Annotated in this window: 19 protein-coding genes; 15 read left to right on the top strand and 4 right to left on the bottom strand. The window is 45.6% G+C overall.

The annotated features are described in order from the left end of the window. Positions 1-23: 23 nt before the first annotated feature. The 12 genes from BTO10_RS18275 to BTO10_RS18220 all read left to right on the top strand — a co-directional run bounded on the left by BTO10_RS18275 (position 24) and on the right by BTO10_RS18220 (position 12,640). On the top strand, positions 24-524 hold the full coding sequence (locus BTO10_RS18275) for an OmpH family outer membrane protein (RefSeq protein WP_032554120.1): 501 nt from the start codon (positions 24-26) through the stop codon (positions 522-524). A gap of 5 nt (positions 525-529) precedes the next feature. Further along, positions 530-1,561, top strand: coding sequence for a UDP-3-O-(3-hydroxymyristoyl)glucosamine N-acyltransferase (lpxD, locus tag BTO10_RS18270; protein WP_004738597.1), 1,032 nt, complete (start codon positions 530-532; stop codon positions 1,559-1,561). 93 nt (positions 1,562-1,654) lie between these two features. Further along, the gene (gene fabZ, locus BTO10_RS18265) at positions 1,655-2,107 is read left to right on the top strand and encodes a 3-hydroxyacyl-ACP dehydratase FabZ (protein WP_004738598.1); all 453 of its coding nucleotides are present in this window, start codon (positions 1,655-1,657) and stop codon (positions 2,105-2,107) included. A 1-nt stretch (position 2,108) separates the two neighbouring features. Further along, positions 2,109-2,897 (top strand): acyl-ACP--UDP-N-acetylglucosamine O-acyltransferase, encoded by a 789-nt coding sequence (gene lpxA, locus BTO10_RS18260; protein WP_004738600.1) that lies wholly within the window; start codon positions 2,109-2,111, stop codon positions 2,895-2,897. An 82-nt stretch (positions 2,898-2,979) separates the two neighbouring features. Continuing rightward, on the top strand, positions 2,980-4,176 hold the full coding sequence (gene lpxB, locus BTO10_RS18255; protein WP_105025430.1) for a lipid-A-disaccharide synthase: 1,197 nt from the start codon (positions 2,980-2,982) through the stop codon (positions 4,174-4,176). A 48-nt stretch (positions 4,177-4,224) separates the two neighbouring features. Further along, a complete protein-coding gene (gene rnhB, locus BTO10_RS18250; RefSeq protein WP_105025429.1) occupies positions 4,225-4,845 on the top strand; it encodes a ribonuclease HII in 621 nt (206 codons plus the stop codon). A 112-nt stretch (positions 4,846-4,957) separates the two neighbouring features. Continuing rightward, positions 4,958-8,437, top strand: a complete 3,480-nt coding sequence (dnaE, locus tag BTO10_RS18245) for a DNA polymerase III subunit alpha (RefSeq protein WP_105025428.1) — start codon at positions 4,958-4,960, stop codon at positions 8,435-8,437. A gap of 45 nt (positions 8,438-8,482) precedes the next feature. Next, complete coding sequence (gene accA / locus BTO10_RS18240) at positions 8,483-9,442, top strand: acetyl-CoA carboxylase carboxyl transferase subunit alpha (RefSeq protein WP_004738605.1); 960 nt, start codon at positions 8,483-8,485, stop codon at positions 9,440-9,442. A gap of 123 nt (positions 9,443-9,565) precedes the next feature. Continuing rightward, a complete protein-coding gene (gene tilS / locus BTO10_RS18235) occupies positions 9,566-10,897 on the top strand; it encodes a tRNA lysidine(34) synthetase TilS (protein ID WP_105025427.1) in 1,332 nt (443 codons plus the stop codon). Positions 10,898-10,955: 58 nt separating this feature from the next. Further along, positions 10,956-11,267 (top strand): c-type cytochrome, encoded by a 312-nt coding sequence (locus BTO10_RS18230; RefSeq protein ID WP_004738608.1) that lies wholly within the window; start codon positions 10,956-10,958, stop codon positions 11,265-11,267. 130 nt (positions 11,268-11,397) lie between these two features. Next, positions 11,398-11,736 carry a nitrogen regulatory protein P-II gene (gene glnB / locus BTO10_RS18225; protein WP_004738609.1) on the top strand — a complete coding sequence of 113 codons (339 nt, stop codon included), beginning with the start codon at positions 11,398-11,400 and terminating at the stop codon, positions 11,734-11,736. Positions 11,737-11,797: 61 nt separating this feature from the next. Next, a complete protein-coding gene (locus BTO10_RS18220; protein ID WP_105025426.1) occupies positions 11,798-12,640 on the top strand; it encodes an endonuclease/exonuclease/phosphatase family protein in 843 nt (280 codons plus the stop codon). Between the two features lie 28 nt (positions 12,641-12,668). Here the strand turns inward: BTO10_RS18220 and BTO10_RS18215 are convergent, their stop codons facing one another. The 3 genes from BTO10_RS18215 to gloB form a co-directional block, all read right to left on the bottom strand. Next, positions 12,669-13,355, bottom strand: coding sequence for a YIP1 family protein (locus BTO10_RS18215; protein ID WP_105025425.1), 687 nt, complete (start codon positions 13,353-13,355; stop codon positions 12,669-12,671). Further along, positions 13,352-14,920: a LysM peptidoglycan-binding domain-containing protein gene (locus tag BTO10_RS18210; protein ID WP_105025424.1), complete on the bottom strand. Its 1,569-nt coding sequence runs from the start codon at positions 14,918-14,920 to the stop codon at positions 13,352-13,354. The genes BTO10_RS18215 and BTO10_RS18210 overlap by 4 nt, the downstream gene beginning before the upstream one ends. A 70-nt stretch (positions 14,921-14,990) precedes the next feature. Further along, positions 14,991-15,749 (bottom strand): hydroxyacylglutathione hydrolase, encoded by a 759-nt coding sequence (gene gloB, locus BTO10_RS18205; protein WP_004738614.1) that lies wholly within the window; start codon positions 15,747-15,749, stop codon positions 14,991-14,993. Positions 15,750-15,802: 53 nt separating this feature from the next. On the opposite strand from gloB, the gene BTO10_RS18200 reads away from it, so the two are divergent. Then, the gene (locus BTO10_RS18200) at positions 15,803-16,588 is read left to right on the top strand and encodes a class I SAM-dependent methyltransferase (RefSeq protein ID WP_008222934.1); all 786 of its coding nucleotides are present in this window, start codon (positions 15,803-15,805) and stop codon (positions 16,586-16,588) included. Positions 16,589-16,628: 40 nt separating this feature from the next. Here BTO10_RS18200 and rnhA read toward each other — a convergent pair whose 3' ends face one another. Continuing rightward, positions 16,629-17,093, bottom strand: coding sequence for a ribonuclease HI (rnhA, locus tag BTO10_RS18195; protein ID WP_008222935.1), 465 nt, complete (start codon positions 17,091-17,093; stop codon positions 16,629-16,631). 56 nt (positions 17,094-17,149) lie between these two features. Here rnhA and dnaQ point away from each other — a divergent pair, with 56 nt between their 5' ends. Both dnaQ and BTO10_RS18185 read left to right on the top strand, forming a co-directional pair. Continuing rightward, complete coding sequence (gene dnaQ / locus BTO10_RS18190; RefSeq protein WP_105025423.1) at positions 17,150-17,917, top strand: DNA polymerase III subunit epsilon; 768 nt, start codon at positions 17,150-17,152, stop codon at positions 17,915-17,917. A 9-nt stretch (positions 17,918-17,926) separates the two neighbouring features. Continuing rightward, positions 17,927-19,174 (top strand): TIGR03503 family protein, encoded by a 1,248-nt coding sequence (locus BTO10_RS18185; protein WP_105025422.1) that lies wholly within the window; start codon positions 17,927-17,929, stop codon positions 19,172-19,174. Positions 19,175-19,193 lie beyond the last annotated feature (19 nt).

Here is a 19,193-nt window from a genome sequence, read left to right as displayed (position 1 = left end):
TAAAGGACAATATTTTGAAAAATATGATTAAAGCAGCAGGTTTAGGCCTTGTAGTTCTTAGCTCTTCTTTCTTTGCAACAGCTGCTGAAGCTGCGCAAAAGGTGGGTTATGTAAACACTGCACAAGTATTCCAGGCTCTACCTCAGCGTGAAGTTGTTCTTCAAAAAATGCAGGAAGAGTTCAAAGATAAAGCGGCTGAGCTGCAAAGCATCCAAGCGGAAGCTAAGACTAAGATTGAAAAGCTTAAGCGTGATGGCGAGCTACTAGGTCCAGACGAAGTTGAGAAACTTCGTATCGAAGTTGGTCAACTAGACAGCAAGTACAAGATCAAAGCTCAAGCTCTAGAAAAAGCAAGCCAACGTCGTGAAGCACAAGAGAAGCAGAAGCTATTCAAAGTGATTCAAGAGGCTGTAACGAAAGTTGCAGAGAAAGAAGGCTACGACATGATTGTTGATATTCAAGCGCTACAATACGGCAAGCCTGAATACAACATCTCTGAGAAAGTAATTAAAGAACTAAAATAAGTTTTATGAAGACACTGACTTTAGCCGAATTGGCAACCATTACCGGGGGGGAGCTACATGGTGACGGTACTGTAACCGTTTCTGCTGTTGCTCCTATGGATAAAGCGCAAGAAGGCAACATTACGTTTCTTTCTAACGTTAAGTACAGCAAGCACCTAGGTGACTGTAAAGCGTCAGCGATTATGGTTAAAGAGAGTGAGCGCGAACTGTGTAAGACTAACGTGATTGTGGTCAGCGACCCTTACGTTGCTTTTGCTAAGGTTGCTCAAGCGCTTGATACTACTCCTGCACCGGCTGCGGATATTGCTGATTCAGCTTCGATTGCGAGTGATGCAACACTTGGACAAAATGTGTCTATTGGTGCGAACGCTGTGATTGAGTCTGGTGTTGTTCTTGGTGACGATGTGATCATCGGCGCTGGTTGCTTTATCGGTAAAAACGCAAAGATTGGCGCAGGCACTAAGCTGTGGGCTAACGTAAGCATCTACCATGAAGTGGTGATTGGTGAAGCTTGTTTGGTTCAATCAAGTACTGTGATTGGTTCTGATGGCTTTGGCTATGCGAATGAGAAAGGCGAGTGGATTAAGATTCCTCAAGTCGGTACCGTTCGTATTGGTAATCGCGTAGAGATCGGTGCGTGTACCACGATTGACCGTGGTGCGTTAGATGACACGGTTATTGAAGACAACGTTATCATCGATAATCAAATGCAAATCGCACACAACGTTCACATCGGATATGGTTCTGCTCTTGCGGGTGGTACTATCGTTGCTGGCAGCACAACGATAGGTAAGTACTGTATCATTGGTGGTGGTAGCGTTATCAATGGTCACATTGAGATCGCAGACGGCGTAACTATAACTGGTATGGGTATGGTTATGCGCAGCATCTCTGAGAAAGGCATGTACTCTTCGGGTATTCCTTTACAGCCAAACAAAGAATGGCGTAAAACAGCGACGCGTGTCCATCGTATTGATGAAATGAACAAGCGTTTGAAAACCGTTGAAAAACTTATCGAGAAGGGCGCGGAATCATAATTCCAGCATTTCTAATAAAAGGCTCGCGTACAGCGAGTCTTTTTCGTTTATAATCTTTCTAATTAAATAAAGAATACATATAGGAATACGACTTTGACTACTGAACAGACAACGATGAACATTACTGAAATTCAGGAACTATTACCTCATCGCTACCCATTCTTAATGGTTGATCGTGTGACTAGCTTTGAAAAAGAAAAAACACTGACTGCAATTAAGAATGTTTCTGTTAACGAGCCTCAGTTTACTGGCCACTTCCCTCAACTTCCTGTATTCCCGGGTGTGTTGATCCTAGAAGCGATGGCGCAAGCGACAGGTCTTCTTGCATTTAAATCTTTTGGTGCACCTTCTGGTAACGAGCTTTACTACTTTGCAAGTGTTGATAAAGCGAAATTCCGTAAGCCAGTAGTGCCTGGTGACCAGCTGGTTATCGAAGTTGAATTCCTAAAAGAGCGTCGTGGCATCGCGTCATTTAACGGCGTTGCGAAAGTTGACGGCGAAGTAGTATGTTCAGCTGAACTTAAATGTGCTCGTAGAGAGTTTTAATATGATTCATGAAACAGCAAAAATTCACCCGGCTGCAGTTATCGAAGGTGATGTAACGATTGGTGCAAACGTAACAGTTGGTCCTTTTACTTACATTGCTGGTAATGTAACCATTGGTGACGACACAGAAATCATGTCGCATGTTGTGATCAAAGGTCACACAACTATTGGTAAAGAAAACCGCATTTTCCCACACGCTGTGATTGGTGAAGAGAACCAAGACAAGAAGTACGGTGGCGAAGACACTACGGTTGTGATCGGCGATCGCAACGTGATTCGTGAAGCGGTTCAAATCCACCGTGGTACGGTTCAAGATAAAGCAACCACAGTGATTGGTGATGACAACCTGCTTTGTGTTAACGCACACGTAGCGCACGACGTTATTGTTGGTAACCACACTCACATTGGCAACAATGCTATTTTAGGTGGTCACGTAACGGTTGGCGATTACGCTGGTGTTATGGCGCTTTCTGCGATTCATCCGTTCTGCTCAATCGGTGCTTACGCTTACATTGGTGGTTGTTCTGCCGTTGTTCAAGATGTACTTCCGTACGTACTTGCACAAGGTAACCATGCAGCACCATTCGGCCTTAACCTTGTAGGTCTGAAACGTAACGGATTCGAGAAACCAGAGATTCGTGCACTGCAAAAAGCATACAAAGAGCTTTATCGCTCTGGCAAAACACTTGAAGAAGCGAAAGCAGCTTTAGTTGAAATGGCGAAAGAGTTTGCTTCGGTAACTCCTATGCTAGAGATGCTAGAGAACTCTGAGCGCGGCATTATTCGTTAATACCAAGTGTGATTGATATAAAAAAGATCGCTACTTTTAAGGCGATCTTTTTTGTTTTAGGCGAGAAGGGAATTGGAAAACTATGGCACAACAAGAAGCACAAACCAATAACTCAGGCTTTGTTTCCAAGGAGCCACTGCGTGTAGGCGTTGTTGTCGGAGAACTCTCTGGTGATACTCTTGGCGAAGGCTTTATCAAAGCGATAAAAGCTCAGTACCCGAATGCAGAATTTGTCGGTATTGGCGGACCAAAAATGAAAGCGCTAGGCTGTGAATCTTTGTTTGAGATGGAAGAGCTTGCCGTAATGGGCCTTGTTGAAGTACTTGGTCGCTTGCCTCGTCTGCTCAAAGTAAAAGCAGAACTGGTTAAATATTTCACTCAGAATCCACCAGATGTGTTCGTTGGTATTGATGCTCCTGACTTTAACTTGAGACTGGAGCTAGATCTTAAGAACGCAGGTATAAAAACGGTTCATTACGTTAGCCCTTCAGTATGGGCGTGGCGTCCAAAACGTATTTTTAAGATCGACAAAGCAACCGACCTGGTGCTGGCATTCTTACCATTTGAAAAAGCGTTCTACGACAAATACAACGTTGCCTGTGAATTTGTTGGTCATACACTAGCAGATGCTATTCCACTCGAGCCAAATCAAGCGGAAGCACGAGAATTGCTTGGATTAGAGCAAGACAAGCAGTGGTTAGCGGTTCTGCCGGGCAGTCGCGGTGGTGAAATGAAGCTTATCGCGCAACCGTTCATTGAAACTTGTAAACGTATCAAACAAAAGTACCCAGACATTGGTTTCGTAGTGGCTGCTGTTAATGAAACTCGCAAGCAACAGTTTACCGAGATTTGGAAGGCGACAGCACCAGAATTAGATTTTGTCATTGTGCAGGATACAGCTCGTAACGTGATCACTGCAGCGGACTCTGTACTATTGGCATCGGGCACGGTCGCTCTTGAGTGCATGCTGCTTAAGCGTCCAATGGTTGTGGGCTACAAAGTGAATAAGTTGACGGGCTACATTGTGAAGAAGCTGGCTATCACTGAGTTTGTGTCACTGCCGAATATTCTGGCAGGTGAAGAAATCGTCAAAGAGCACATCTTGGAAGAGTGCCATCCAGACTTCTTATTCCCTTCGGTTGATAAGATGCTATCTGCGGATAACAGTGCGCTGATTGAACGCTTTACTGAAATGCACCACTGGATCCGTAAAGATGCAGACAAACAAGCTGCCAACGCGGTGCTTAAATTGATCGGCCGAGAGTTTGTTGAATTATAACGTGCTAGTTTCAAAAGCACGGGCTTAAAAGTTACAAAGAGAATTGTCATGGCAGTAAAAGAGAAAAAAGAGCTTCCACCTTTCGAATACCCTCAAGGCTACCAGCTATTTGCGGGCGTCGATGAAGTAGGGCGTGGACCATTGGTTGGTGATGTAGTGACAGCTGCGGTTATCCTAGACCCGAATAATCCTATTGAAGGCTTGAACGACTCAAAGAAACTGTCTGAGAAAAAGCGCCTTGCGCTGCTGCCTGAAATTAAAGAGAAAGCATTGGCATGGTCTGTAGGTCGTTGTTCACCGCAAGAAATTGATGAACTCAATATTCTACAAGCGACTATGGTTGCGATGCAGCGTGCGATTGCTGGGTTAAGCGTCCAACCAGATATGGCTTTGATTGATGGTAACCGTGTACCTGAGTTGCCAATGGCCGGTGTTGCAGTGGTTAAAGGTGACTTGCGCGTCGCTGAAATCAGTGCAGCGTCTATTATTGCTAAAGTTGTACGTGACCAAGAGATGGAAGAGCTTGATAAGCTTCATCCGGAATTTGGTTTTGCCAAACACAAAGGTTACCCGACCAAGGCGCATTTCGAGGCAATTGAAAAGCACGGTGTTACCGAGAACTACCGTAAGAGCTTTAAACCAGTAAAACGTATTTTAGGCATTGATTAAGTGCTACACAGATAAGCGTTGATCTTCGAATAAATTTGCTTACTAGCAATAGAAAAAAATAGAATACACTCAGTTGTAATCCTAGGCTCCGGTCTAGAACTCAGGAAAAATAATGTCAGATCCAAAATTTGTTCACCTACGCGTACACAGTGACTTTTCTATGGTGGATGGCCTGTCTAAGGTGCCACCATTAGTTAAAAAAGTTGCTGAAATGGGTATGCCAGCTCTAGCACTTACCGACTTCACTAACCTATGTGGTTTGGTGAAATTTTACGGTACTGCCCATGGGTGTGGGGTTAAACCAATTATTGGTGCTGATTTTTTGATGCAATCTCCAGAATTTGGAGATGAGCTGACGAAACTGACGGTTTTAGCGTCTGATAACAAAGGTTATAACAACCTTACCTTGCTGATTTCAAAAGCTTACTTGCGTGGTCACATACAGCATCAACCTGTGATCGACAAAGAGTGGTTAATCGAAAATGCTGAAGGCTTGATTATCTTATCTGGTGCTAAAGAAGGCGAGATCGGTAAGGCATTACTGAAAGGTAACCGTGATCTCGTCGCGAGTAGTGTCGAATTTTACAAGACTCACTTCCCTGATCGCTTTTACTTAGAGCTGATTCGTACCGGACGTGCCGATGAAGAGTCTTACCTGCACTTCGCGTTAGAGCTTGCTGAGCAACAAGACTTACCTGTCGTGGCAACCAATGAAGTAGTGTTCTTAACCGAAGATTTGTTTGATGCCCATGAAATCCGCGTAGCGATCCACGATGGTTACACCATGGTCGATCCACGTCGTCCAAAAAACTACAGCGCGCAACAGTATCTTCGTAGCGAAGAAGAGATGTGTGAGCTGTTTTCAGATATCCCAGAAGCGCTTGAAAACAGTGTTGAGATCGCTAAGCGTTGTAACGTTACTGTTCGTCTTGGTGAGTACTTCCTCCCTAACTTCCCGACCGAAGGTTTAGCGATCGAAGACTTCTTGATCAAGAAGTCAGAAGAAGGTCTTGAGCGTCGTCTAGCATTCTTGTTCCCAGATGAGCAAGTTCGAGCCGAGCGCCGTCCTGAGTACGATGAGCGCCTTAAAGTCGAACTTGAAGTTATCAACAACATGGGTTTCCCGGGTTACTTCTTGATCGTAATGGAATTCATCCAGTGGTCTAAAGATAACGATGTACCAGTAGGCCCAGGTCGTGGTTCGGGTGCAGGTTCATTGGTGGCGTACGCATTGGATATCACGGATCTCGATCCGCTAGAATACGATCTACTATTCGAACGTTTCTTGAACCCAGAACGTGTCTCGATGCCCGATTTCGATATCGACTTCTGTATGGATAAGCGTGACCAAGTAATTGATCACGTTGCTGAAATGTATGGTCGTGATGCGGTATCTCAGATCATCACCTTTGGTACCATGGCAGCAAAAGCGGTAATTCGTGACGTAGGCCGTGTACTTGGCCACCCGTTTGGCTTCGTCGACCGTATTTCTAAGCTTGTACCGCCAGATCCGGGTATGACACTAGAGAAAGCCTTTCTTGCCGAGCCTACACTGCCAGAGCTTTATGATGGCGATGAAGAGGTTCGTGAACTGATCGATAAGTGTCGCATTCTAGAAGGTTGTACGCGAAACGCCGGTAAACACGCGGGTGGTGTTGTAATCTCACCAACCACGATCACAGACTTTGCACCTATCTACGCCGATGCCGAAGGTAACTTCCCGGTAACGCAATTCGATAAGAATGACGTTGAAACCGCTGGCTTGGTTAAGTTTGACTTCTTGGGTCTGCGTACTCTAACGATCATTGATTGGGCGTTGGGCCTAGTAAACCCAAGGCTTGAGCGCGAAGGCAAAGATCCAGTTCGTATCGAATCGATTCCTTTAGATGATCAAGCGTCGTTTAATTTACTACAAAACTCTGAAACCACTGCGGTATTCCAGCTGGAATCTCGTGGTATGAAAGATCTTATCAAACGTCTTCAACCTGACTGTTTCGAAGATATTATCGCATTGGTAGCCTTGTTCCGTCCGGGTCCACTGCAATCGGGCATGGTAGATAACTTTATCGACCGTAAGCACGGCAGAGAAGCGATCTCATACCCAGATGAAACATGGCAACACGAATCGTTAAAAGAGACGCTTGAACCAACCTACGGCATTATCTTGTACCAAGAGCAGGTAATGCAGATTGCCCAAATCCTCGCGGGTTATACGCTAGGTGGCGCAGATATGTTGCGTCGTGCGATGGGTAAGAAAAAGCCAGAAGAGATGGCGAAGCAGCGCGGCACCTTTAAAGAAGGTGCAGAAGCCAACGGTGTTGATGGCGAACTTGCCATGAAGATCTTTGACTTGGTAGAAAAGTTTGCGGGCTACGGCTTTAACAAATCTCACTCAGCTGCGTACGCATTGGTTTCTTACCAAACACTGTGGCTGAAAACACACTATCCTGCAGAGTTTATGGCCGCGGTAATGACGGCGGATATGGATAACACTGAGAAGGTTATTGGCCTTGTTGATGAGTGTTTCCGCATGAAGCTCAAACTGCTTCCGCCTGATATAAACTCTGGTCTCTACCGATTCAATGTTGATGACGACGGTGCGATCGTTTACGGCATCGGCGCGATTAAAGGGGTAGGTGAAGGTCCGATTGAAGCGATCATTGAAGCGAGAAATAAGGGCGGTTACTTCAAAGATTTATTCGACTTCTGTGCTCGTATCGATTTAAAGAAAGTTAACAAGCGTGTTATCGAAAAGTTGATTCTATCGGGTGCGTTAGATAGATTAGGTCCTCACCGTGCAGCGATGATGGCTTCATTGGCTGATGCGGTTAAAGCAGCAAGCCAATATCACCATGCTGAGTCCTTTGGGCAATCGGATATGTTTGGTGTATTGACGGATGCTCCTGAAGAAGTCGAGCACAAGTACACCCAAGTACCAAGATGGCCTGAAAAGGTTTGGCTCGAAGGTGAGCGTGAAACGCTAGGTTTGTACCTGACGGGTCACCCGGTTAACGCTTACATCAAAGAGTTAGCGAAATACACCAGCTGCCGTCTGAAAGATGCGACGCCAACACGTCGTGATCAATCATTAACCATTGCAGGTTTGGTTATTGCAGCTCGAGTAATGACCACCAAGCGTGGCACTCGAATTGGTTTGATGACCATTGACGATCGATCTGGGCGTATGGAAGTGATGTTGTTCTCAGATGCGCTCGATCGTTACGCAGAATTGCTCGAAAAAGACAAAATTGTGGTCGTTTCTGGACAGGTCAGCTTTGATGACTTCAACGGTGGGCTTAAAATGTCCGCGCGCGAGGTCATGGACTTAGGAAGCGCCCGTGAAAAATATGCTCGCGGGGTATCGATATCTATCGATGAATCCCAAATTAATGGTCAATTTTTTGAACGATTTAGTCAAATCTTAGAACCTTATAGAGCCGGAACGGTCCCAGTCAATGTATACTACCAGCGTGCCGACGCTAGAGCGCGGTTAACATTGGGCACAGAATGGCGTGTGACGCCAAGTGATACATTACTAGACGAATTAAAACAGCTGCTTGGAAATAGCCAAGTAGAACTCGAATTTAACTAAAATTTAGCTTCGCAAATGCGGAGCTGAATCAACAAGGATTCATAGATGAGCCTGAACTTTCTAGAATTTGAAAAGCCTATCGCTGAACTTGAAGCAAAAATCGAAGCGCTACGTGACGTTTCGCGTCACGGTGGTGACACAGCGGTAGATCTAGACAAAGAAATCGAACAACTAGAGAAAAAAAGCTTAGAGCTTAAACAGAAAATCTTTAGCGACTTAGGTGCATGGCAGGTAGCTCAACTTGCTCGTCATCCACAACGTCCTTACACAAAAGATTACCTGGAGCATGCATTCACTGAATTTGAAGAGATGGCGGGCGATCGCGCTTACGCTGACGACAAAGCAATCGTGGGTGGTATGGCTCGTCTAAATGGCCGTCCTGTTATGGTTATTGGTCACCAGAAAGGTCGCGAGACTAAAGAAAAAGTACTTCGCAACTTTGGTATGCCAAAGCCAGAAGGTTACCGTAAGGCACTTCGCCTAATGGAAACTGCTGAGCGTTTCAACATGCCTATCATTACTTTCATCGATACGGCTGGCGCATACCCAGGTGTTGGCGCGGAAGAACGTGGTCAGTCTGAAGCTATCGCTAAAAACCTTAAGGTTATGGCTGGTCTTTCTGTTCCAGTTATCTGTAACGTTGTTGGTGAAGGCGGTTCTGGTGGTGCACTAGCAATTGGTGTTGGTGACTACGTGAACATGCTTCAGTACTCTACGTACTCAGTAATCTCTCCAGAAGGTTGTGCTTCGATCCTATGGCGTGATTCAGATAAAGCACCACAAGCTGCTGAAGCGATGGGCCTAATTGCTCCTCGTCTTAAAGAGCTTGAGCTTATCGACGAAATTATCCCTGAGCCGCTAGGTGGTGCACACCGTGATCCAGTACAAACCGCTCAAAACATGAAAGACCTTTTAGTTAAACAACTTGAAGAGCTAGAGCAGTTTGATAACGAAACGCTTCTTGAGCGTCGTTACCAGCGTCTAATGAGCTACGGTTACTGCTGATAAGCTGCCTTATTCGAAGGCGGACTTTATGTAACAAGATGATGAAAGGGTTGGACTCAGTGCCAACCCTTTTTTATTATTTAAATATTACCTTTCAAACACCTTCTTGGTTTATTAAGCCTCATGACTCACTTAATCGAAACGTTTACCTCTGTATTTTACCAAAGCGCAATCAAGCCTCAGCGGGTGGTGGTGGCCTTTAGTGGTGGGGTTGATTCACGAGTGCTGTTGGAGTTAGCTGCTCAATACACCAAAGCTCATCGCATCGATTGTCAGGCAATCCATGTTCATCATGGATTGAGTGATAATGCGGACCAATGGGCCGAGCAATGCCAAGCGTGGTGTGATGATTTGTCAGTGCCTTTGGCAGTGGAGCGTGTCTCACTGGATGTTCATAGTGGTGAAAGTATCGAAAAGCTCGCTCGAGACGCCAGATATAACGCCTTCAAATCGCACCTTCGACAAGGGGATATGCTGGTTACTGGTCAACACATCGATGATCAAGTCGAGACTTTTCTATTAGCGTTAAAGCGCGGTAGTGGTCCAAAAGGCCTCTCATCGATGGCGAAAGTGATGCCATTTTCAGGTGCTTATATTGTTCGTCCTATGCTTTCAGTGACCAGAGCAGAGATCGAAGTGTTCGCTAGCTGTATGGGGTTAACTTGGGTTGAAGATGAAAGTAATCAGGATGTGCGTTTCGACCGTAACTTTATTCGCCATCAAGTGACTCCGGTGCTGACCGAGCGTTGGCCCAGTTTTCGAGAGTCTGTCAGTCGCAGCGCTCAGCTCTGTGCCGAGCAAGAGATGTTGCTAGACGAGTTGTTAGCTTCTCACTTACAGCGAGCCCTCGGTGATGACCAGAGCTTGAGTATAGAGGTTTTATCTGAGCAATCTGCTTTACTAAGAGCGCGCTTGTTGAGAATGTGGTTAGGTAATTGCCAGCAAGCGATGCCAAGCCAAAAGCAACTCCAGCTTATCTGGGAGGAAGTGGCGTGTGCTCAGCATGATGCTAACCCTAAGCTGGTGTTAAACGACGTTGAAGTTAGGCGTTTTAATCAAAAACTCTATTTGGTTCGAGAGACTAAAGATCTATCGGGCTGGCAAGGTGAAATTGCCGTTGGTGGAAGGTTGGTTCTGCCAGATGGCTTGGGAGGTGTGAGCTTGCACGCGGGGAGATTTGAATCCGAACTTGGTCGTCGGGTACAAACGTTCAGCTTACCAGACCAAAACGCGGTATTACGTGTTACCTTTAATCCTGAAGGTTTATCCGCGCACCCAGTTGGACGTGGGCATAGCAGGAAGCTTAAGAAGCTGTTTCAAGAGTACCAAGTGCCTAGCTGGCTGAGGCGCAGAACGCCTATATTAATGGATGGTGATCGAGTGATCGCTGTTTTAGGGTTATTCGTAGATAAAAACTACGATGGTCAAGATTGTGAAGCACTTTGGAGCAACTAGAAAAAGTTTGTGTCACAATTCTATGTCACTTTAATAAAAATAATTAATGGAATATGCAATGAAAAAAATTACACTAGGATTAGTTCTTGGACTTGGACTATTGAGTGGTAATGCTCTGGCAGGTGATGTTGCTGCAGGACAAGCAAAAGCAGCAGTATGTGCAGCTTGTCACGGTGCTGACGGTATCGCAGTGATCCCGGGTTACCCAAACCTTAAAGGTCAAAACGAGCAATACATTGCTTCATCAATCAACGCATATAAGAACGGCCAGCGTACCGGCGGTTTGGCTGCTGTCATGCAGGCTCAAGCTTCAATGCTGAATGATGAAGACATCGCTAATCTAGCTGCTTACTACGCAAGCCTTAAGTAAACCCTTCTTAAAGTACAGATTAAACAATACGATGAATTTCGAGCCAGAGCTTTAAAGCTCTGGCTTTTTTCATTGAATGTTTACTATAGCTATCCGATAATGAGCCATTCGTACAGTTTAAGGGATGAACATGAAAAAGATTGAAGCCATTATCAAGCCATTCAAACTTGATGATGTACGTGAGGCGCTTGCAGAAGTGGGCATTACGGGTATGACAGTATCTGAAGTTAAAGGTTTCGGACGCCAAAAGGGTCATACTGAGCTATACCGTGGCGCAGAGTACATGGTCGACTTTTTGCCTAAAGTTAAGTTAGAGATCGTTGTTACTGATGAAGTAGCAGACCAATGTGTTGATACCATTATCGAGACGGCTCAAACTGGTAAAATTGGCGATGGTAAGATCTTCATCACTGACGTTGAACGTGTGGTACGTATTCGTACTGGCGAAGAAGACGAAGACGCCGTATAAAAAAACTATTACCCTAAAAGGAGCGTTTATCGCTCCTTTTTCATTTCTGGTAGGGTGTTGTATGTTCAAGAAAACCATCATAGTTATCACGCTGTTGATAACACTTGCCGTCGTAAGTTTTCACTTTATTTTTGTTATCCCGAATAAACCAAATCTAATCACGTCTTCTCCAAATACCAGCAGTGACATCTACAGTTGCTACCAAAACTCTGAACCTAAAGCGCTGGATGTGTCTGACGGCTTAAGTCTCACCGTGTGGAATATTTATAAGCAAAACCGTAGTCATTGGCAGACGGAACTCAATAAGCTGACAGCGGGAAGCGATTTAGTACTGCTACAAGAAGCGAGCATGACGGATGGACTTCGTCAGTGGGTAACGAGTGGTCAATGGGGAAGTACTCGAGTCAATGCGTTTGAGGCATTTGAAAAAAGTGCTGGTGTGCTTAACCTCGCAACTCATTTACCTATCGAGGCTTGTGCTTATACTCATGAAGAGCCTTGGTTGCAGTTACCTAAGTCTGCTCTTTGGTCACGTTACAAGTTGAGTAATGGTAAAGAGTTGGCGGTGATCAACATTCACGCCGTGAACTTTACCTTTGGTACCGAGGATTATGAAGCTCAACTCAAGAGCTTAACCGACAATCTACAAAAATATCGTGGACCAGTTATTTTTGCCGGTGACTTTAACAGTTGGAGTGAGGCTCGTTTTACCGTATTGAAAGAGGCATTGGAAAAGGTAGGTTTGGCTGAGGTCGCTTTTGAGCCGGATAATCGCACTCAATTTATAACGGGGCTAGTGCTAGACCATGTGTTTTATCGTGGCTTAGAGGTAGAAAAAGCAAAAGCGCCCATGACGGACGCTTCTGATCATAATCCAATGTTAGTCACTTTTAAGGCTAAATAGCGTAAAGCTAACACTAAGTAACGGGTATCTATGAAACTAAAATGTAGATAGCCCAGATTAAGTAATAGCCAATCCACGGCAAGCCTGAAATCACCAGTGCTTGTCCACGCTCAAACTCTGTCCACGTTAATACAGCAGCGTAACCAAGTACGATGTACCATGGCAGTAGCAGTGGTAATGAGCTAGCAAATTGTGACCAATCACTAGTAAGCGGTAACTTGATTAAGCCGTTTAGGCTGTTTAAGTCGGCGGCGTAGTTCATCACATGACCGTGCTTTAGAATTAGACTGGCGTAGCTCGCGATATCACCTAAAACTGCTGGGAAGATGATAATCGATGCCGCTGCAAACCATCGCCAAAAGCTATGCTGATATTGACTAGGTTTGGTTGCAAGGTTAAACCAAAATGCCAACAGAACGATAGTGAGCGTGCGGCTAAACACATCGTTGATGATTTCACTGGCGAGTAGGGTATTACTATCAAGTAACGCCAACTGGTCTGGGTTTGTTTGAGCTAATTGCTTTGATAGCTCTGCACTTAACCAAGCAAAATCTACATTCGAAAAATAAGCACCCCAAAATAAAAATGGGCTGAGCATTAATACGACGTAGGGTTGCCATCCCCAAGCGCTTCGCTGATAAAGCGCTAAGAAACAAGCTGTTGGTGAACGGAATATATCCAACAGCATGACGAGTGGGTTACTTGACGGGTTCATACACTTACCTTAGTTACATCAACATACAGCTTAAGCTTTTGTCCTAGCTGTAAGTATTTCTGGTTCTGCAAAGTGTTCCATTTTACAACATCTGAACTCTTTACCTTGAACTTTGATGCAATACCGCTGACTGTGTCACCTGATCTTACGTTATAGAAGATGGTGCGGATGATGGCGCCGTCAGAACCGTTCTTCCAGATGACCAGTTCTTGACCAATTCGTAAGGTGTCGCGTGGTCCCATGCCATTCCACTTAGCAAGTGATTGGTGGGATACCTTGTTGGCGCGAGCAATGGTCCATAAGCTGTCACCACTTTTTACTTTGTGGGTTAGCTTGTATTGACCGCGACTCTTTGACTGTGTGCTTGCTAGACGGTTTGAAGCGCTTAGCGCGTATGCCTTATCGTCTTTGGTCGAAGTAGGGATCAGTAAGTGTTGACCGATGCGAATGTTGTTGTTGTTCAAACCATTGGCAGTGCGGATCACTTTGCTGGTGGTGTTGTATTTGCTTGCCAGTACGCTGATGCTGTCACCAGACTGAACCTTGTAACGAACCAGCTTCATGCCTTTGCCTTTATTGGCTGCTACTTCTTTGTTGAATTTTTCAACTGAGTCTAAAGGAAGTAATAGCTTTTGGTGCTTTTCTGGTGCTGTCGCCCACTGGTTATATGCAGGGTTATAGCCTTGCAGCTCTTTTACTTGAATGCCTGCGTAGTTCGCAGCAATAGCCAAATCCAGTTGCTCTTCTGGGTTAACCAGAGTCAGTACAGGCTTGTTTGGGATAGCAGGAATATCAATACCGTACTTTTCTTGGTTGGCAATCACGTCTGCTAGTGCCAGCAGTTTAGGTACGTAGCTACTGGTCTCTTTTGGTAGGTCCAGTGAGAAGAAGTCGATTGGTTTGCCAAGCTTCTTATTCTTACGGATTGCACTGTTCACACGACCACCACCACTGTTATAGGCAGCGATTGCGTGTTGCCAGTCGCCATCAAAACGTCTGTTTAGGTCAGTTAGAAAATCTAAAGCAGCATCGGTTGAAGCGGCAACGTCGCGACGACCGTCGTACCAGAAGTTCTGTTCAAGTCCGTAGTCTTTACCCGTGCCAGCGAGGAATTGCCAAAGGCCAGCAGCACTGCCGTGAGAGTAGGCAAATGCGTCGAATGAGCTTTCAACAACCGGCAGCAGTGCCAGTTCTAAAGGTAGGTCTCTTTCTTCGATCTTGGTGGTGATCAAGTAAAGGAAAGGTTCAGCTCGCTTGGAGACGGTTTTTAGATGACTAGGGTGTTTTAGATACCAAGTTCGGTAGTAGTCGACCTTCTTTTGGTCTGGTACTTCCATTTCAAGTTGCATCGCAATACGTTTCCAAACATCTTCTTGTGTTTGTGGAGTGACGACAGGTGCTTCAACTTTTTGTTCTTCTTTGGTCGCTTCAGGTGAAACGTTCGCTTGAGAAACTTCTGTAGGAGGTGTGTTGGTTTGCTCGGAAGCTTGGTCTGGATTCTCTGACTGAGTTAATTGGCAACCAGATAGTAGTAATACCAAAGCCCAGCTGTACTTAACTCGCATGTTACAGCCTTTTTAATAAACGGCCGATGATAATACTTGCCACTCCCTATAAGTGACAAGTCTGTATTTGTTAAAATTCGTTCTTCCACGCACGTAAAGCGGTAAATACCGACAAAGGGTCGGTCTGTTCAGTGCGATTAGATACTGATTTCACTACACTTGGTTCGGTGTAGCGCAAGAAAGGGTTTACAAACCTCTCTTGTCTCAAATTTGTGGGGATGGTCGACTTATTTTGTGCGCGAAGTCGGTTCACTTGGTCGCGATATTGCTGCAAATGTTGGTTATCTGGCTCAACTGCAAGTGCGAAAGCGATATTGGCTGCTGTATACTCATGTGCACAATAGACCTCGGTTTCTTGAGGAAGCGCCGTAATCTTATTTAATGCATCAAACATCTGTTGTGGAGTGCCTTCCATGATGCGACCACAGCCCGCTGAGAACAGTACATCGCCACAGAATAGCTTTGCATCACCAACGTAACCGATATGGCCCGCCGTGTGCCCGCTTAGCCCAAGAACCAAGAACACTTCGCCAAACAACTCCAGTTGGTCTCCATCATCCACTGGATGTGTCAATGTTGGGATAGGCTCATTCTTCGGACCCACAACATCAACACCTGGAAATTGTCTAACTAACTCTGGAACGCCACCAATGTGATCGTGGTGGTGGTGCGTAATCAAGATTGCATCTAAAGTTAGCTCATGGTGTGCTAAGTACTCTAATACTGGAGCCGCATCGCCGGGGTCGACGACAGCACAACGGCGATCGCTATTTTCAATCAGCCAGATGTAATTGTCGTTAAATGCAGGTATGCTTTTGATATGTAACATTATTGGTTCTCCAGTCACTTTCAGTGCGACAGAATAAGTGAGACAGATTATTGATGAAGCCAGCACGTAGCAGAAAGAAGTTTGAGCGTCCTTACACTTGGGCACAATTGCACAATGGGGACTGGTTGAGAGAATCAATTCAAACTCGACTCGATGAGTGGTGCCCAAAGTTATTTGGTTACCATATGCTCAAGCTCGGCGGTCTCAGCAGTGAGATTTCTAGCTGCACATGCAACATTCAACATCAAGTAAACCTAGATATCCAGAACCCATTACATAATGTGATAGCGGATGGCTATAATTTGCCCTTTTTGGAGAAAAGTTTTGATGTTGTGGTACTTAGTCATCAATTAGATTATAGCAACGACCCACATCGACTATTAAGAGAAGTCGACCGAGTGATGATGGACGATGGCTATATTATCATCACCGGCTTTAACCCATTCAGTGTCACCGGGCTTGCCAGTTTAATGCCGTGGCGCAAGAACAGTTTACCGTGGAGCGGGCGAATGTATACGCCAAGTCGCGTAAAAGACTGGTTGGGCGTTCTGAACTATGAAGTCATTCATTGTGATACCTATGCACTGTTCCCGATGAGTAAGTATCAAGCGATGTGGACCTGGCTTGAGAACGCGTTAGGCGGCTGCGCCTCGTTTGCTGGAAGCCAATATTTTATTGTCGCTCGCAAGCGCACCTATCCACTCAAGCCTATTAAGCCACACTGGCACCTTAAACGACGCTTCTCTCCGGTTGGTGCTAGCTTTAGGACCGATACTCGCTGCACGTTGCATTCCATTCGTGCGCTGCGCCCGCTAAAAACAGAAAAAGCCGACTCGTAGTCGGCTTTTTACTATCGGATATCTTTACTCGCTCCCAATATTAGCTTGGCTGGTAGCCCGTGTCTTCTTGGGTTGGATTTTCTGCGGCGGTACGAGCTAGCTCATCACACATTTCATTCTCTCGGTGACCTGCGTGTCCTTTCACCCAACGCCAATCGACAGTGTGACGTGCTGTCTCTTTATCGAGCTTTTGCCACAGATCGGCATTTTTCACCGGCTTTTTGTCGGCGGTTTTCCAGTCGCGCTTTTTCCAGTTATGTATCCACTGCGTAATGCCTTGACGAACATATTGGCTATCGGTAGTCAGAATCACCGAGCACGGCTCTTTGAGGGTTTGTAGTGCCACAACAGCAGCGAGCATTTCCATGCGGTTGTTGGTCGTTAGGGTATAGCCTTGCGCGAGTGTCTTCTCTACTTTCTTGTAGCGAAGTACGATGCCATAGCCGCCAGGCCCTGGATTGCCTAAACAAGAACCGTCAGTGAAAATTTCAACTTGTTTCGTCATGATTTGATACTATTACCTGAAGCACATTATCGGCATAGTCTGACACAGTTATCCTTATGAATACCAGTAGCACTCCAGAACAAACCGCGAACGAAAAAAACAGTTCGAATGAAAACAAGCGCATCGTTGTACTCGATACCGAAACAACCGGTATGAATACCGAAGGTGGCCCTCACTACATGGGTCACCGCATCGTCGAGATCGGTGCCGTAGAGATCATCAACCGTAAGTTAACTGGGCGTCACTTCCACGTTTACATTAAGCCAGATCGTGCGATTCAAGAAGAGGCGATTGGCGTTCACGGTATCACTGATGAATTCTTGGTTGATAAGCCAGAATACCAAGACATCCATAAAGAGTTTCTCGACTTTATCAAAGGCGCTGAGCTGGTGGCACACAACGCGCCCTTCGATACCGGCTTCATGGACTACGAGTTTGAGAAACTGGATCCTACGATCGGTAAGACAGACGATTACTGTAAAGTTACCGATACCCTGGACATGGCGAAAAAGATATTCCCGGGTAAAAGAAACAATCTAGATATCTTATGTGAACGTTATGGCATCGATAACTCGCACCGTACACTCCACGGCGCTTTGCTCGATGCGGAGATCCTAGCCGACGTCTACCTATTGATGACGGGTGGACAAACGTCACTGCAATTTAACGCTGGTCAGCAAGAAGGCGGCGTAGAAAGTATCCGAAGAGTAGAAAGTGGTCGAAAATCCCTAAAGGTTTTACGAGCAACGGCCGATGAAATAGAAGCGCATCAAAGTCGTTTAGATCTCGTCGAGAAAAGCGGAAGCTGCCTCTGGCGTCAGTAGGGAGAAAGTATGTTAAGGGTATTGGCTACCGGTTGTTTGCTGCTGTTAAGCTTTAGCTTGCACGCGGCAACAGAATCCGTAATGAGTTTATTGGACAACCGATTCCGAGTTGATCCCAGCATAGAACAAATTACCTTTATAATTTATCGAGCCGATAACTCTAAACCTGTCGTCTTAGTCCGTCCTGACGGTAAGAAATACTACTCTTGGCGTAACGCTGATAATGTCCGTTGGTATGAAGAATCTTCAATGGACATTGTCTCTATTGATAAGCCGATGCCAGGCCCATGGCAAGCGGTAGGTAAGGTCTCTCCTAAGAACAATATCAAGCTACTGTCTCATCTTGTTTTGGATGCGAACGAATTTCCAGACAAGCTGTACCAGACAGAGCGTATTAAATTCACCGCCCGTCTCACCTCTGACGGTAAGCCCTTGGTACTGCGTGATTTCCTTGACCGAGTGAAGCTCAAGGTGACGTTTACTAAGTTTGTCGAAAATGAAGAATCCTTAGTGAGAGAAGCGCGTCCAGTCCCAGTTGTGATGGGTGAATTCGCTGACGATGGCGTTTATCTTGATGAAAAAGCAGGGGACGGCGTCTTCACAGTCTCTTTGCCTATCGATATAGAGCCGGGCAAATACCGTGCACGCATCACTTCCGGTAATGGCGTATTTTTGCGAGCGCAAGAGCAAGAAGTCTTAGTTTACCCAACACCTATCACCACTACCTTTATTCAATCTCGTAAAGAAGGCTCGCCTCATACAATCGTGGTCTCTGGGGAGCAAGGCATGATTGCGCCGAGTTCGTTAGCGGTGCACGTTGAGCACAAAGCACCAGATGAGTATGTGATGTATAAGCAAGGCCAAGCGGATGTCGATGCGATGAAGGTGCCTTTGGAGATCCCTTACAATGGTGATCTTGGGATTTATAACTGGTCGGGAATGGTGTATGCCACCGATGCTTCTAGCCAGCGTCCACTAACGTTTCCTATTACTGAGCACTCTTACAGTGTGGTTCAAGATATTGACTTAGCGGAATCCCGCCGTCTGCAAGAAGAGGCATTAGCGGAACAGAAGCGAATTGCCACTGAAATGATGATACTGAAGAAACGCGAAGAGGATAGAAAGCGCAGTATGATTATTATTGGAGTTGGCAATGTGGTTGCGATTCTTTTGGGCTTACTGATTTGGTTTGTGGTTCGCAAAGTGACCGCTAAGAAAAGAGCTCAACCAGAGATGCAACTTAAGGCACCCAAGTAATTGAGTTGTTTTGAGAGAG

It is taken from the genome of Vibrio chagasii (genome assembly GCF_002954585.1).
Lineage (GTDB): Bacteria > Pseudomonadota > Gammaproteobacteria > Enterobacterales > Vibrionaceae > Vibrio > Vibrio chagasii_A.
This window is presented reverse-complemented; position numbering and strand designations above follow the sequence as displayed.